We start from the raw sequence: 14,651 nt of genomic DNA, 5'->3' as shown, positions 1-14,651 counted from the left end.
GATTTCAGAGGGTTAATCCGACGTTAATAATTATGGCAGCGCCACCGCTCAAGGGCGAGCCTTCACATGCGCCGTCTCCGGCACTGGTGTCAGCGGCCTGCGGTCGCTGAACCACGACACCAGATTGTCGACGCACAGATCGGCCATGGCGCGGCGTGTGTGCTCAGAGGCCGAGCCGACATGCGGCAACAGAGAGGCGTTTGGTAAGTCGAGCAACGCCTTGGGGACATTTGGCTCGTCGGCGAAGACATCGAGGCCTGCGGCGGCGATGGTGCCGTCGGCGAGAGCGGCCGCAAGCGCCGCCTCGTCAACGGTGCTGCCGCGGCCGATGTTGACGAAGACGCCGTTCGCGCCGAGCGCCGACAGGATCTCGGCATTGACCGCTTTTTGTGTCGAAGCACCGCCAGGCGCCACCGAAATCAGCGTGTCGACTGCCTCGGCCAAGCCCTTCAGCGTGTCATGGTACTGGAAGGACAAGCCTTCGACCCGGCGTCGGTTGTGATAAGCGATCGGCAGGCCGAAGGCCTCCAGCCGCCTGGCAATGGCCTGCCCGATGCGGCCCATGCCGAAAATACCGACGCGGCGCGCGCGCAAGGTCAGCCGGCTCAGCGGATAGTTGCCCTTCTTCGCCCAGCTGCCGTCACGCAACCAGGTCTCGGCACGCGGCAGGTCGCGCACCGTGTTGATCAGCAGCCCGATGGCGGTGTCGGCGACCTCTTCGGTCAGGACGTCGGGTGTGTTGGTGACCATGATGTTCTTCGCCCGGGCATGGCCGACATCGACCGAATCATAGCCGACGCCGAAAGAGGCGATGAGTTCTAGGTTCGGTAATGCATCCATCATCGCCGCACCAATCCCGGCAAACGAAGCGATGCCACGCACCGTGCGGCGCATCTCCTCGGTGACCAGCGCCGGATCGGCGCGCTCGATGCCGACGCGCCTGAATGTCCGCTCGATCCGCCCGACGGCGTGATCGTTGAAATCCGCCGGCACCAGAATGGCAACGGCTTCCAATTGTTCGGCCTTGGTCATGCACGCTCCACCGGCTTGCCGGTCGACTGGCGCACGTGCAGTTCCGGCTTGATCAATTCTTGCGAGGGCCGCACCGTCTGTCCGTTGAGCTTGTCGAGCAGTGCGCTGGCGGCGCGGCGGCCGACCTCGCGCTGGCCATTCCAGACGGTGGTCAGCGCCGGCGTGGCGATAGCCGCCTCCTCGAGGTCATCATAGCCGGTAACGGAGATGTCGACGCCCGGCACAAGGCCGGCACGCGCAATGCCGTTCATTAGGCCGATGGCGACGAGGTCGTTCCAGCAGCAAGCGGCGGTCGGTCTGTCCTTCAGCGCCAGAAACTGCCCAGCGGCCTCGAAGCCAGCCTGCTTGGTGCGCGGGCCCGATATGCGCCAGGACGGTCTGACCTCCAGCCCGGCCGCCTCCATGGCGTTGACATAGCCCTGGTAGCGATCGCGGCCGGTCGAGGTCTGGTCGGTGCCGCCGATCATGGCGATGCGCTTGTGGCCGAGCGAGATCAGATGATTGGTGGCGAGGCCCGTGCCATAGGCATCGTCGCCGCGAAACACCGGTACGTCGGCCCCCTCGACGGTGCGTGCGATCAGCACCGCCGGCAGCCCATTCTCCTCGGCCATGACGATATCGGACGCCGGCGTGCCGATGGCCGGCGACATGATGACGCCATCGGCGCCGAGCTGCAGCAATGTATCGATGAAGGTGCGCTGCTTTTCGAGCTGATCGTAGTGATTGGACAGGATGAAGGTCTGCCGGCTGCGGTCGAGCTCACTCTCGATCGAGCGCAGAATCTCGGCGAAGAACGGGTTCATGATATCATGGACGACGACACCGACAATGCCCGAGCGCGAAGTGCGCAGGCTGGCGGCGCGGCGGTTGTAGATATAGCCGATGGCGCGCGCATGTTCCTTGATGCGGTCGCGTGTCGAGCCGGCAACCAGCGGGCTGTCGCGCAGTGCCAAGGACACGGTGGCCGTGGACACGCCGAGCGCATCCGCGATCGTCGACAGCTTGATCTTCTGTGCCAGCCTTCCGCTCCCCGTCGCCTTTTTTAAACTGTTTAAGGGCGGCCTTATGCCATCGATCCGGGCCAAATCAAAGTTTTTTTGCCAGCGCCTCGGCCTCCACATCCGAAGCCGCGCGGCTGCGCAGCCTGAGCCGATGTTCGCGATGGACGATGTAGAGGCCGCTGGCGACGATGATGGCGGCGCCGACCAACGTCCAGCGGTCGGGGAACTGCTTGAAGACAAGCCAGCCCGAAATGATCATCCACACCATTTGCGAATAGGGATATGGCGCGAGCGCCGTGGTGGTCGCCAGCCGATAGGCCTGGACCAGCAGCCAATGGCCGACACCGCCGAACACGCCAAGCATGAGCAGCACGAACCAGTGCCAGCCATCATGCGGCAGCGAAAAAGAAAACGGCAGCAGGGGCAACAGCAGGACCGTCGGCGCCAGGGCCGAGAACAGGATCAGGCTCTCGGGAGTCTCGTTCGCCGACATGCGGCGCGTCATGATGACATAGAAGCAGTTCGATAGCATCGAGCCGAGCGCGAAGAGATGTCCGATGCCGAAAACGCCGACACCGGGCCGCGTGATGATCAGGACCCCGGCGAAAGCGGCCAGGATCGCCAGCCAGCGCCGCCAGCCGGCCCATTCGCCGAGCAGCGGTCCGGCAAGGGCGGTGATCACCATCGGCCCGAAGAAATAGATGGACGTCGTCTCGGCCAGTTGCAGGGAGCGCAGCGCCAGGACATTGAACATGGTCGAGCCGAACAGGAATGCGCCGCGCATCACATGCGCCGGCAGGTTGCCCGGTCGAAATCGCATCGGTTCGCGCCAGCCACGCAGCAGCGCTCCAACGAGCACGACATGCACGGCAAAGCGTACCCAGGCGACGATCAGGACGGAGACGCCGGCCAGGACGAGATATTTGCTGCTGGTGTCGAGGAAGGTGAAGAAGACATAGGTGGTCAGCATGCACAGGATCGCCACCGGGGGCGTCGCGCTTTCGACATATCTTTGGGAAGGATTCACGTGCAGGCCGGGGAAAAGCTGGGCTGGACCCCAACTTTGCGGGAATTGCGGCTTGCCCGCAAGCCAATTGTCGCCCGCAGCCGCGCCTAAGCTCGCTGGTACAACAACAGCCGCCGCCAGGCTTAGTTCCGGGCGCTACGTATGCATGCGGGCGCCCTTGGTTATCTTGTCGACCACCTTCTTCTCGGCTCGCAGCGCCATGCCGACCACCTTGGCATCTTCGGGCGCGAATTCGGCAAAGACGGCGCGGTTGGCTGCATCGAAGCCGGTCGAGAACATCTCCTCGACATAGAGCGAGGTAGTGACGCCGCGTTCCAGCGCACGCCGATGGATCGCACTTATCGTTGCCTGGTCGGCCGAGAGCACGATGACCGGCTGGATCGACAAGGGATTGTAGAGGTTGCCTGCGCGATCGCGATAGGGTTCGCCGATGATGTCGGGGGATTGCGCGACGATGCCGCTGGTCAGGAAGGCGGTGACGTTGAGTTTCTGCCAGACGGCCAGGTCTTGCCGCAGCACGATTGCAAATTTCGTATCGAACATGAGAAAGTGAGCCATTCAAAGTTAGGCCCCTGTAGCGGGGCTGAAGGAGACGATGTCGTTCGATCTAGACCGCCAGGCCTTCGAGGGTCTTGGACGTTTGTGCGCCGATGCCGCTGAAAACTGCATCATCTCCGCTCCCGATCCCGCGGGGATGGAACGCATCGAGGCGCGGTTTCACGGCAGCGCCTTCGATCCGCACCGCCACGACACCTACGCGATCGGGGTGACGCTGCGCGGCGTGCAGACCTTCCGCTATCGCGGCGCGGCACGGCTGAGCCTGCCCGGCCAGGTCATCGTGCTGCATCCGGACGAGTTGCACGATGGCGGCGCGGGCACGGAAGAAGGCCTGCGCTACAGGATGCTCTATCTGGAGCCGTCACTGATGCTCGGCTGTCTCGGCGGCACGGCGCTGCCCTTCGTCAGGGAGGGCGTGGTGACAGACGAGGCCTTCTGCGCGACGCTGCTGTCGGCGCTCGGGCCATTGGAGCAGGAACTCGACGAGCTGTTCGTCGACGACTTCCTGGCGCGGCTGATGCAAAGTCTGAACCGGCATGCCGGCAAGCCGGCAAAGCCAATAGCCGAGACGGCGTGGCGAGCGGCGACGCTGGCGGGTGAGTATCTCACGGAAAACCTCGACCGGCCGGTGCGTTCGGGTGAGTTGGAAGCCGTCACGGGTCTCGACCGCTATGCCCTGTCGAGACATTTCCGCGCGGCCTTCTCGACCAGCCCGCATCGCTTCCTGGTAATGCGCCGGCTTCAGCGGGCGCGCAGGATGATCGCCGCCGGCGCGTCCCTGGCACAGATCGCGATCGAGGCCGGCTTCAGCGACCAGAGCCACTTCAACAGGCAATTCAAGAAAGCGTTCGGCATGACGCCGGGCCGTTGGTCGTCCTTGATCCACGGAAATGCCGTGGCAGCCTGACGGCCGGAGAGATCAGTCGTCCGTCTCGGCGTCGTCGTCGATCAGCACCAGCTCCTCGTTGGAGAGGTTGGCCTCGATGCGGGCGAGCAGCTTGAACAGCGCCTTCTGGTCCTTCTTGTCGAGGCCCCTGAGCGCCTGCTTCTCTGTCTTCTTCACTGACTTCTCGATGGCGCGGATGGTTTCACGGCCGGTATCGGTGAGGAAGATATGGGCCTGGCGGGCATCGGAGTCCGACGCGCGTTTCTCCAGAAAACCCTGTGCCTGCAGCCGGTTGATGGTCTTGGTGATGGTCGGCGGACGCACGCCGAGGCGACCGGCGAGATTGCCCGGCGTCTGGCCGTCCTCACGGTCCAGCGCCAGCATGATCTGGTCCTGGCCGGCGTAAAAGCCATGCGCCAGGAGCCGTGCCGCCAGGGCGGTCCTTGCCAGCCTTGCCGCTGAATGCAGCCGGCTCATCGTTGCAGTCTTGTCCGCCTTGGCCATGGTCATCCCTCTTCGGCCGGGCCGGTGCGCACAGCATAGACGCAGCCGGCCGGTTGGCAATCGACGATCGAAAAAGATTCCGGCATCCGAAACAGCTTTGCCGGCAAGCATTCGCGGCGTCCGCCGTGGTGATGCCAGATGTTTATTTCAGTTAGATGACAAACGACTTTCGCGTGAAGGGAATTCGGAGCGCCACTGCGTGAATGCGATTTGACGACCGGGCAGCTCTCGCACCAGGCCCTTGCTCTTCCACGCGGGGGGCGGCGGCGGCTTTCCGCGGCCATGATGTCGGGACGATCCCGGTCGGCAGCTTTGGCCCATGGTTTTGCCCCGTGCAAAAGCCCGGCGCACATCCTATATGGAACCGACAATCCCTTTTTCGCGGCCTGAATTTCAGGGCCTAGTCATTTCGAGGCAAGCCATGAGCGAAGCGCAGACACAGATCCCCGTAACCGTCCTCACCGGCTATCTCGGCGCCGGCAAGACGACGCTGCTCAACCGCATCCTGTCGGAAAACCACGGCAGGCGTTACGCCGTCATAGTCAACGAATTCGGCGAGATCGGCATCGACAACGACCTGATCGTGGAATCCGACGAGGAGATCTACGAGATGAACAATGGCTGCGTCTGTTGCACGGTGCGCGGCGACCTGATCCGCGTCGTCGAGGGCTTGATGCGGCGGCCCGGCCGCTTCGACGCCATCGTCGTCGAGACCACCGGGCTGGCCGATCCGGTGCCGGTGGCGCAGACCTTCTTCATGGACGACGACGTGCGCTCCAAGACCAAGCTCGATGCCGTGGTGGCCCTGGTCGACGCCAAGCACCTGCCGCTCAGGCTCAAGGATTCCAAGGAAGCCGAGGACCAGATCGCCTTCGCCGACGTCGTCGTGCTCAACAAGACCGACCTCGTCACCCCGGAAGAACTCGCCAAGGTCGAGGCGACGATCCGCGCGATCAACCCGGCCGCCAAGATTCACCGCACGACGCGCGCCGGCGTGGCGCTGTCGGAAGTGCTCGACCGTGGCGCCTTCGACCTGTCCAGGGCGCTGGAGAACGATCCGCATTTCCTCGAAGCGCATGATGAACATGATCACCATGATCATGATCATCACGACCATGATCATCACGACCACGATGGGCACGACCACCACCATCACACTCATCCGTCCGACATCCATGACGTGACGGTGCAGTCGGTGTCGCTGCGCGGCGGCGAGATGGACCCGAAGAAATTCTTCCCGTGGATCGAGAAGGTCACCCAGATGGAAGGCCCCAACATCCTGCGGCTGAAAGGCATCATCGCGCTCAAGGGCGATGACGAGCGCTATGTCATCCAGGGCGTGCACATGATCATCGAGGGCGACCACCAGCGCGCCTGGAAGGACGGCGAAAGGCATGAGAGCCGGCTGGTCTTCATCGGCCGCGAGCTCGACGCCGAGCGGCTGAAGAAGAGTTTTGACGCCTGCCAGGTCTAGGTTTAGCCACACGATTCAAAGGGCTTGAATTGTGCGATACGTACACATATCATGTGTACGTATCGATGAGGAACGGCCATGCCCAGACCTGCAGATAACAAGACCGAGCGCTATCAAATCCGCATTCCCCCTGCGGAGAAGGCGATGATCGCGCGCGCCGCTGCCCTCTCGCACAAAGACATGGCAGACTTTATCCTCGATAAGATCGTGCCTGCGGCGCAGGCGGTGATTGATGCAGCTGAAGTGACGAAGGTGTCCGACCGCGACTTTAAGCGCATCCTGGACCTGCTGGAACACCCGCCAAAACCCAACGCCAGGCTCAAGGCGGCGATTGCGGCCTTGCCGGACACTCTGTGACGCTTCCGTCCTGGCACGAGGAGCCAATAGCAAAACGCCACGATCGAGCGTCCTTCGATTGTGGCGACTTGCAGATGAACGAATTTCTGCGGCGGTTCGCGCGACAGAGCCATGATCAGAATGCGGCCAAGACCTTCTGCGCGATCGGCGATACAGCTTCGGGACGTGTACTCGGTTTTTATACGATCGCGCCGTCCGCCGTCGCTCATGAAGCCGTTCCCGCAGCCCTGACGAGAGGCTTGGCACGACACGAAGTTTCCGGCTTCAAGCTTGCCCGTCTTGCCACCGATCGCACGGTCGCCGGGCAAGGCCTTGGAGGTCAGTTGCTTGCCGCGGCAGCATTGCGCTGCCTGCGGCTTGCGGGAGAAGGGGGCGGCATTCTGCTCATCATCGAGGCCAAGAGCGAGCGGGCGGCAAAGTGGTATGCAAGCTTCGGCGCCGAGCGTCTCACAGGATCGGATTTGACTCTGGTGATGCCGTTGGCAGCATTCGCTGCGGATCTACGAGCCAAGGGGCTGCTTTGACGTCTGCCCCTTCATCACTTGCCAATCCCGATGGTTGTCGGAACCGCAAACGTCGAGTAAGCCGCCCTCTGCACTTTCATTGAACAAAGATAGCCCATGCCCACAGTTGCCCCGCTTGATCTCGAAGGCCATTGCGTCGCCGCCGTCTTCCTTGGCCACGTGCCGCATTTTGCGCTGGCTGACGGTGCTGTCCATCGGCTCGACAATGGCCACAAGACGGTGCAGGCCAATGACGGGCTGCTTGCCGCCTTCCATGACGCGGCCAATGACCGGCTGATCACCGGTGGCGAGGACGGCAAGGTTTTTGCCGTGAAAGCCGGCGGCGAGACCCAAGAGGTGGCGAACGCCGGGAAAAAATGGATCACCAGCGTCGCCGCCGGGCCGCAAGGCGCCATCGCGTATGCCACGGGCAAGACCGCCTTCGTGCGCTTCACCGACGGCAAGACCAGGGAATTTGCGCATCCGCGCTCGGTCGAGGGGCTGGCCTTCTCGCCCAAGGGCATGCGCTTCGGCGTCGCCCGTTACAATGGCGCGACGCTGCATTTCCCCGCCGCCGAGGGCAAGCCGGTGGAACTGGAATGGGCGGGCGCGCACACCGGCATCACCTTCTCGCCGGACGGCGCCTTTCTGGTCACCACCATGCAGGAAAACGCCCTGCATGGCTGGAAGCTGTCCGACGGCAAGCACATGCGCATGAGCGGCTATCCCGGCAAGGTCAAAAGCCTGTCATGGAGCGTGAAAGGCAAGTGGCTGGCCAGTTCGGGCGCGCCGGCGGCGATCGTCTGGCCGTTTTCGGGCAAGGACGGCCCGATGGGCAAGGCGCCGCTGGAACTTGGCACGCGCGGCAATGCCATGGTGACGGCGGTCGCCTGCCATCCGAGCCAGGACGTCGTCGCAGTCGGTTACGACGACGGCATGGTGATGGCCGTGCGCTTTTCCGACGCCAAGGAGGTGCTTTTGCGGCGACCAGGCAAGGGCGCCATCACCGCGATGATGTGGGACAGGGAAGAACGCCGCGTCGCCTTCGGCAGCGCCGCCGGCGATTGCGGCGTCATCGACATCACGGCCTAGCCGGGATGGCCGATCACTCGGCGCCGCAGGAGACCTTGCCGGTCAGATCGATGGGCTTGCCATCGCTGTTCTTGTCGGCCGTGCTGTCATAGACAGCGAGCTTGTAATCCCCGTCATAGACGCCCTCGTCACTGGCCCTGGTCAGGATCGTCAATTCGACCGAACTGTAGGTCTTGGCGACCTCCTGCTCGTGGTAGATGTTCAGCCGCAGTTCCTTGTCGTCGAGCCAGTACTGGGTGAGGTTGGCATCCTCGAACACCGTCTTGTGCAATGGATCGCCGGCGGGCCTCGCCTTGATTTCGAGGTCGCCGCGGAAATTGAACGTCGGGCCGCCCATGCCCGTGGTGACGCCGGCATCGACCTGGAATTTGGCCTGCGGATCATCGACGGTGCACCAGATACCGCCGGTCGCGAACGCCGTGCCGGCCGACAGAAAGAGCATCGTCACGCAGATGATCGTCCGCATTCTTCCCCCCCGCTCGTCGTTACCCACAGCATTGGCGCCGACTTCGCCAGCGGGGTCAAGCGCCGCCGCTGGCGGCTGAGCCAATGCAGAAAGGACGCACGGCCAATTGCCGTTGCCGAGGTGGATTGGCTAAGAGCAACGAGCCAGAGGATTTTTCATGCACGGCAGCGACAGTTCAAAGACCATCGGCGGGATCAGCCCCGACCGCATCGCGCAATTGCGCGAGACGGAAGGGGCAGCCTTCCGCGAGGCGCGGCCGAGATCGCAAGCCAAGATCGGCAACGGCCTGCCCGGCTTCTTCGGCGGCGTGCCGATGCACTGGATGAATGATTGGCCGACACCGTTTCCGATCCTGGTCGACAGCGCCCGAGGCGCCACGATCACCGACATGGACGGCAACAAGCTCGACGATTTCTGCCTCGGCGACACCGGTTCGATGTTCGGCCACTCGCCTCCGCCGGTGGCGCGCGCCATTCGCCGCCAGGCCGGGCGCGGCCTGACCTATATGCTGCCTTCCGAGGATGCGCTGGCCATCGGGCCGCTGCTGCAGCAGCGCTTCGGCCTGCCGTTCTGGCAGATCGCGACCACGGCGACCGACGCCAATCGCTTTGCGCTGCGCGTCGCCCGCGCCGTTACCTCCAGGGAAAAGATCCTGGTCTTCAACGGCTGCTATCACGGCTCGGTGGACGAGACGATGGTGCGGCTGATCGACGGCAAGCCCGTCAACCGGCCGGGACTGGCGGGCGAATTCCGCGATTTGACCCGCACGGCCAAGGTCATCGAGTTCAACGATGTCGCCGCTCTCGAGGCCGCATTGAAGGACAGGGACGTCGCCTGTGTCATCGCCGAACCGGTGCTGACCAATTCCTGCATGGTGCTGGCCGACCCCGGCTACCATGAGGCGCTGCGAAAGCTGACACGTGAAGCCGGCACCCTGCTCTTGATCGACGAGACGCATACGATCTCGACCGGCCCCGGCGGTTACACCGGTAAATATGGGCTGGAGCCCGACTTGTTCGTGCTGGGCAAGCCGATTGCCGGCGGCGTGCCGGCGAGCGTCTGGGGCATGAGCGAGGAGGTCGCCTCGCGCTATGTCGACTACAACAGGACGAAAGAGCCGGGATATTCCGGCATGGGCACGACGCTGTCGGCCAACCCGCTGCAGTTCGCCGCCATGCGCGCCACGCTCGAGGAGGTGATGACGCAAGAGAATTACGACCGCATGGATCATCTGGCGCGGCGGCTCGATGCCGGACTGACCGGCGTGATCGATCGTTACAATCTGCCCTGGCATGTCTCCCGCGTCGGGGCACGCGTCGAGTTCATCTGCGCGCCCGGCCCGCTGCGCAATGGTGCCGAGGCGGAAGTTGCGCATGCGCCGGAACTGGAGGCTGCCATCCATGTCGCGCTGGTCAATCGCGGCGTGCTGATCGCACCGTTCCACAACATGATGCTGATCTCGCCGGCAACGTCAGGCACCCAGGTCAACCGCCTGATCACCGCGTTTGGCGCGGTTGCGGCAAAGCTTGCGGCGTGAGACAAGCGCTCAAGCCAATCCGAGTGCGATCATGACCTCACCTTCGGGCTCGACGCCCACCGAGGCGCAAGCCTTCCTCGACGCCCATCCCGAGATCGAGGCCTTCGATATCGTGCTGACCGACGCCAATGGTGTGGGGCGCGGCAAGATCGTGCGCCGGCATGAGCTGAAAAGCATTTTCGAGGGCGGCCGGCATATGCCGATCTCGATTCTGGGCCTCGACATCACCGGCGAGGATGTACACGAAACCGGGCTGATCTGGGACAGCGGCGACGGCGATCTGAGGGCCTGGCCGATTCCGGGCACGCTGGTGCCGCTTTACGGCACGAAGCCACCGCGCGGCCAACTGCTGATGACGATGTACCATCTCGACGGCCAGCCAATGTCTTCGGACCCGCGGCTGGCGCTGGCCCGGCAGGTCGACATATTGGCCGCCAAGGGGCTCTATCCCGCTGGTGCCTTCGAACTCGAGTTTTTTCTGCTGGCCAATGAGCGCGATGCTGACGGCAAGGTGCAGCCGGCGCGCGCGGTGCTCGATGGACGCGTCTCGGGCAAGACCGAAGTTTATTCAGTCGACCATCTGCACGGCATGGAGCCGTTGTTCTCAGACATCTACGCCGCCGCCAAGGCGCAAGGCATTCCGGCCGAGACGGTGATTTCCGAATATGCGCCCGGCCAGTACGAACTGACGCTGAATTACCGCAAGAACGTGATGCGGGCGGCCGACGATCTGGTCATGCTGAAGCGGCTGGTGCGGGCGCAGGCGCGCCGCCATGGTGTTACCGCCTGCTTCATGGCCAAGCCGATCGAGAAATATGCCGGTTCGGGTATGCATTTCCATGTCTCGCTGCAGGACAAGGTCGGCCGAAACGTCTTTGCGGAAGCCGCCGGCGAGAGCTGGTCGCTGCCTCTGCTGCGTGGCCTCGGTGGGCTGATCCAGACAATGGCGGAATCAATGCTGGTGTTTGCGCCGCATGCCAATTCCTGGCGGCGCTTCGTCTCGCAATCCTATGCGCCGGTGGCCCCGAGCTGGGGCGTCAACAACCGCTCGGTGGCGTTGCGCGTGCCAGCGGGCGATGCGAAGAACCGGCGCATCGAGCATCGTCCATCAGGTGTCGACGCCAATCCGTATCTGATTGCCGCGACGGTGCTTGCCGGCATCGTCAAAGGCCTCGACGAAGGGCTCGATCCTGGCCCCGAAACGACCGGCAATGGCTATGAAGCGGCCGTCACCCGCACGACCATGCCGGCCGATTGGCGGGCCGCCATCGAAGCGGCCAGGGCGTCGAGCTTCCTGAAGGGCGCGCTCGGCGATGACCTGCACCGCACCTTTGTGGCGATCAAGCAGTCCGAGTACCTGCGCGTGGCGCGCACAGTGAACGAGCTGGACTATCATCTCTATCTGCACGAGGTCTGATGCCTGAGACCGGCGGCGATCACTTTTTTCGCCGTCACCATCAAAAGATATGGCGCATTGGCCTTCCAGAACATATCATGAACGGATGAGCGCACTCCCTGTTCGTGAGAAACTGGCGATACTGTCCGACGCCGCCAAATACGACGCCTCCTGCGCCTCATCCGGCGCGGCGAAAAAGGATTCTTTGAAATCCGGCGGCATCGGCTCCACCGAAGGCATGGGCATCTGCCATTCCTACGCGCCGGACGGCCGCTGCATTTCGCTGTTGAAAATCCTGCTTACCAATTTCTGCATCTACGACTGCAGCTATTGCATCAACCGCTCGTCCTCGAATGTCCGGCGCGCCCGCTTCGGCATCGACGAGGTGGTGAAGCTGACCATGGATTTCTACCGGCGCAACTATATCGAAGGACTTTTCCTGTCCTCGGGCGTCATCCGTTCGCCTGACGAAACCATGGGCGAGATGGTCGAGGTGGCGCGGCGGCTGCGGCTGGAAGAAAAATTCTCCGGCTATATCCATCTCAAAACCATCCCCGAGAGTTCGGCGGAGCTGATCGAGAAGGCCGGGCTCTATGCCGACCGCTTGTCGATCAATGTCGAGTTGCCCACCGACGAGGGCGTGAAGAAACTGGCGCCGGAGAAGAGGCCGGAGACAATCCGGCTTTCGATGGCCAATTTGCGTCGGAAAATGGAGGAGAAAGCCGAGCCGACATTGCTGACCAAAAAACGCGAACGATTCGCGCCGGGCGGCCAGTCGACGCAGATGATCATCGGCGCGGACAAGACCACCGACGACGGCATCCTGCATACTAGCGCCCGGCTTTATGGCAGCTACCATTTGCGGCGCGTCTATTACTCGGCCTTCAGTCCGATCCCCGATTCCTCGTCATCGCTGCCGTTGCGGAAGCCGCCGTTGATGCGCGAACACCGGCTCTACCAGGCCGATTGGCTGATGCGCTTCTACGGATTTTCGCAGCCTGAAATTTTGGCCGGCAGCAGCGATGGCATGCTTGATCTCGCTATCGATCCGAAACTTGCCTGGGCGCTGCGCAACCGGGGACGCTTCCCCGTCGACGTAAACCGCGCCGACCGCGAAGCGCTGCTGCGCGTGCCTGGCCTGGGAACCAAGGTTGTCGCGAAAATTCTCGAAACCCGCCGCTACCGGCGATTGCGGCTCGAGGATGTCGGCCGGCTCTGCCATTCGATCGCCAAGCTCAGGCCCTTCATCATCGCCGAAGGCTGGTCGCCAGGCGCGCTCACGGACAAGGCCGCACTGCGCGGCAAGATCGTGCAATCCTGCGAACAACTAGCGCTGTTTTGACGATGCGGCCGGCCGAATTCGACCTCACCCGCCACACCGTCTGGCTTGAAAGCCAGACCGACTTCGCCGGCTGGCGCGACGCGGCTCGGCGGCTGGCGTTAAATGAGGTCAGACCCGAGGACGTCAGCTGGCGTGTCGTAGCCGGTCTCGACCGGCCGCCAAGCGACTTGCCTGACGTGCCGCAAGGCGCTGAGCTCATTGTGCCGCGCGATTTCATCGGCCACGCCGAGACCGCCTTCTGCCATTCCGATCCCGGACGTTTCGCCTTTCTCTACAGGCTGCTGTGGCGGTTGCGCATCGAGCCCAAATTGCTGGCGATCGCATCGGATCCCGACACCAAACGGCTTGAAACCATGGAAAAGGCGGTGCGGCGCGACAGCCACAAAATGCATGCCTTCGTCCGCTTCCGGAAGATCGGCGTCGGCGAGGATGAGCGCTATGTCGCCTGGTTCGAACCCGACCATTTCATCGTCGAGCGCAATGCGGATTTCTTCGTCAGGCGTTTTACCGGCATGCGCTGGACGATCCTGACGCCTTACGCGTCCGCCGATTGGGATGGCGAGAGGTTGGCGATCGGGCCGGGCGCGGCCAAGGGGGATGCGCCAGACAAGGACGATACCGAGACGCTGTGGAGGACTTATTTCGAGAACATCTTCAATCCGGCACGCCTCAAGGTGAAGGCCATGCAAAAGGAGATGCCGAAAAAATATTGGCGGAACCTTCCCGAGGCCTCGCTCATTCCTGACTTGATCGCGGGAGCGGACAAGGCCGCCAGGGATATGATTGCGAAGATACCGACGACGCCCGCGCCGCACCACGCCAAAGTGCAGGCGAGGCACTGGCCGAAGCATCAACCAGCCGAAACGCCTGATGACGGTGACGCGCACACGGTTTCCGAATTGCGCGAGGCCGCCAAGGGATGCCGCCGCTGTCCGCTTTGGCGCGATGCGACGCAGACCGTATTCGGCGAGGGGCCCGACAACGCCGAGGTGATTTTCGTCGGCGAACAGCCGGGCGACCAGGAAGACCTCGCCGGCCAGCCGTTCGTCGGCCCGGCGGGCAAGGTCTTTGATGCCATATTGGACGATGCCGGGGTCGACCGGCTGAAAGTCTACGTGACCAACGCGGTCAAGCATTTCAAATTCGAACCGCGCGGAAAGCGCCGGATCCACTCCAAGCCGAATGTCGGCGAGGTCCAAGCCTGCCGCTGGTGGCTCGACCACGAGTTTGAACTGATCAAGCCGAACCTCGCGGTGGCGCTCGGCGCCACGGCGGCGCTGTCCCTGCTTGGCAAGGCGATCCCGGTGACCAAGATGCGGGGCCAGGTGATCGAACGCGAGGATGGCTTGCGTGTCTTTCTCACCATCCACCCCTCCTTCATCCTGCGCATTCGGGATCACGCCGACAAAGAAGCCGAACGCGAGCGGTTTTTGCAGGACATGAAGCAGGTAAAGAAGCTCATGGCAGCTTGATTTA

15 protein-coding genes are annotated in these 14,651 nt (G+C 63.1%); 9 read left to right on the top strand and 6 right to left on the bottom strand.

Annotation, left to right across the window (positions count from 1 at the left end):
• Window positions 1-48: 48 nt before the first annotated feature.
• From AC3CB8_RS06355 to AC3CB8_RS06340, 4 genes are all read right to left on the bottom strand, one after another.
• Window positions 49-1,032, bottom strand: a complete 984-nt coding sequence (locus tag AC3CB8_RS06355) for a 2-hydroxyacid dehydrogenase (protein WP_023772403.1) — start codon at window positions 1,030-1,032, stop codon at window positions 49-51.
• On the bottom strand, window positions 1,029-2,051 hold the full coding sequence (locus AC3CB8_RS06350) for a LacI family DNA-binding transcriptional regulator (RefSeq protein WP_023772401.1): 1,023 nt from the start codon (window positions 2,049-2,051) through the stop codon (window positions 1,029-1,031). The genes AC3CB8_RS06355 and AC3CB8_RS06350 overlap by 4 nt, the downstream gene beginning before the upstream one ends.
• 67 nt (window positions 2,052-2,118) lie before the next feature.
• A complete protein-coding gene (locus AC3CB8_RS06345) occupies window positions 2,119-3,003 on the bottom strand; it encodes a DMT family transporter (RefSeq protein WP_032924836.1) in 885 nt (294 codons plus the stop codon).
• A 192-nt stretch (window positions 3,004-3,195) separates the two neighbouring features.
• The gene (locus AC3CB8_RS06340) at window positions 3,196-3,603 is read right to left on the bottom strand and encodes a DUF2000 family protein (RefSeq protein WP_023772399.1); all 408 of its coding nucleotides are present in this window, start codon (window positions 3,601-3,603) and stop codon (window positions 3,196-3,198) included.
• A gap of 52 nt (window positions 3,604-3,655) precedes the next feature.
• On the opposite strand from AC3CB8_RS06340, the gene AC3CB8_RS06335 reads away from it, so the two are divergent.
• Entirely contained in the window at window positions 3,656-4,525 is an 870-nt protein-coding gene (locus AC3CB8_RS06335) for an AraC family transcriptional regulator (RefSeq protein WP_023792971.1), read from the top strand.
• 12 nt (window positions 4,526-4,537) lie between these two features.
• Here the strand turns inward: AC3CB8_RS06335 and AC3CB8_RS06330 are convergent, their stop codons facing one another.
• Complete coding sequence (locus tag AC3CB8_RS06330; protein WP_023772397.1) at window positions 4,538-5,008, bottom strand: MarR family winged helix-turn-helix transcriptional regulator; 471 nt, start codon at window positions 5,006-5,008, stop codon at window positions 4,538-4,540.
• A 421-nt stretch (window positions 5,009-5,429) separates the two neighbouring features.
• Between AC3CB8_RS06330 and AC3CB8_RS06325 the strand changes: the two genes are divergently transcribed.
• The 4 genes from AC3CB8_RS06325 (at window position 5,430) to AC3CB8_RS06310 (ending at window position 8,434) form a co-directional block, all read left to right on the top strand.
• Window positions 5,430-6,482, top strand: coding sequence for a CobW family GTP-binding protein (locus AC3CB8_RS06325; protein WP_023772396.1), 1,053 nt, complete (start codon window positions 5,430-5,432; stop codon window positions 6,480-6,482).
• A gap of 78 nt (window positions 6,483-6,560) precedes the next feature.
• Window positions 6,561-6,839 (top strand): type II toxin-antitoxin system TacA family antitoxin, encoded by a 279-nt coding sequence (locus AC3CB8_RS06320; RefSeq protein WP_023772395.1) that lies wholly within the window; start codon window positions 6,561-6,563, stop codon window positions 6,837-6,839.
• Entirely contained in the window at window positions 6,836-7,363 is a 528-nt protein-coding gene (locus AC3CB8_RS06315) for an acetyltransferase (RefSeq protein WP_023772394.1), read from the top strand. The genes AC3CB8_RS06320 and AC3CB8_RS06315 overlap by 4 nt, the downstream gene beginning before the upstream one ends.
• Window positions 7,364-7,459: 96 nt before the next feature.
• Window positions 7,460-8,434 (top strand): WD40 repeat domain-containing protein, encoded by a 975-nt coding sequence (locus AC3CB8_RS06310; protein ID WP_352564311.1) that lies wholly within the window; start codon window positions 7,460-7,462, stop codon window positions 8,432-8,434.
• A 13-nt stretch (window positions 8,435-8,447) separates the two neighbouring features.
• On the opposite strand, the gene AC3CB8_RS06305 is transcribed toward AC3CB8_RS06310, so the two are convergent.
• The gene (locus AC3CB8_RS06305) at window positions 8,448-8,900 is read right to left on the bottom strand and encodes a hypothetical protein (protein ID WP_352564313.1); all 453 of its coding nucleotides are present in this window, start codon (window positions 8,898-8,900) and stop codon (window positions 8,448-8,450) included.
• Window positions 8,901-9,057: 157 nt separating this feature from the next.
• On the opposite strand from AC3CB8_RS06305, the gene AC3CB8_RS06300 reads away from it, so the two are divergent.
• The 4 genes from AC3CB8_RS06300 to AC3CB8_RS06285 all read left to right on the top strand — a co-directional run bounded on the left by AC3CB8_RS06300 (window position 9,058) and on the right by AC3CB8_RS06285 (window position 14,647).
• A complete protein-coding gene (locus AC3CB8_RS06300; RefSeq protein ID WP_352564315.1) occupies window positions 9,058-10,437 on the top strand; it encodes an aspartate aminotransferase family protein in 1,380 nt (459 codons plus the stop codon).
• 31 nt (window positions 10,438-10,468) lie between these two features.
• Window positions 10,469-11,854 carry a glutamine synthetase family protein gene (locus AC3CB8_RS06295; protein WP_023792990.1) on the top strand — a complete coding sequence of 462 codons (1,386 nt, stop codon included), beginning with the start codon at window positions 10,469-10,471 and terminating at the stop codon, window positions 11,852-11,854.
• 85 nt (window positions 11,855-11,939) lie between these two features.
• Window positions 11,940-13,175: a putative DNA modification/repair radical SAM protein gene (locus AC3CB8_RS06290; protein WP_023781722.1), complete on the top strand. Its 1,236-nt coding sequence runs from the start codon at window positions 11,940-11,942 to the stop codon at window positions 13,173-13,175.
• 2 nt (window positions 13,176-13,177) lie between these two features.
• Window positions 13,178-14,647 (top strand): UdgX family uracil-DNA binding protein, encoded by a 1,470-nt coding sequence (locus AC3CB8_RS06285; protein WP_352564318.1) that lies wholly within the window; start codon window positions 13,178-13,180, stop codon window positions 14,645-14,647.
• Window positions 14,648-14,651 lie beyond the last annotated feature (4 nt).

The organism is Mesorhizobium sp. P160927, assembly GCF_057766385.1.
This window is presented reverse-complemented; position numbering and strand designations above follow the sequence as displayed.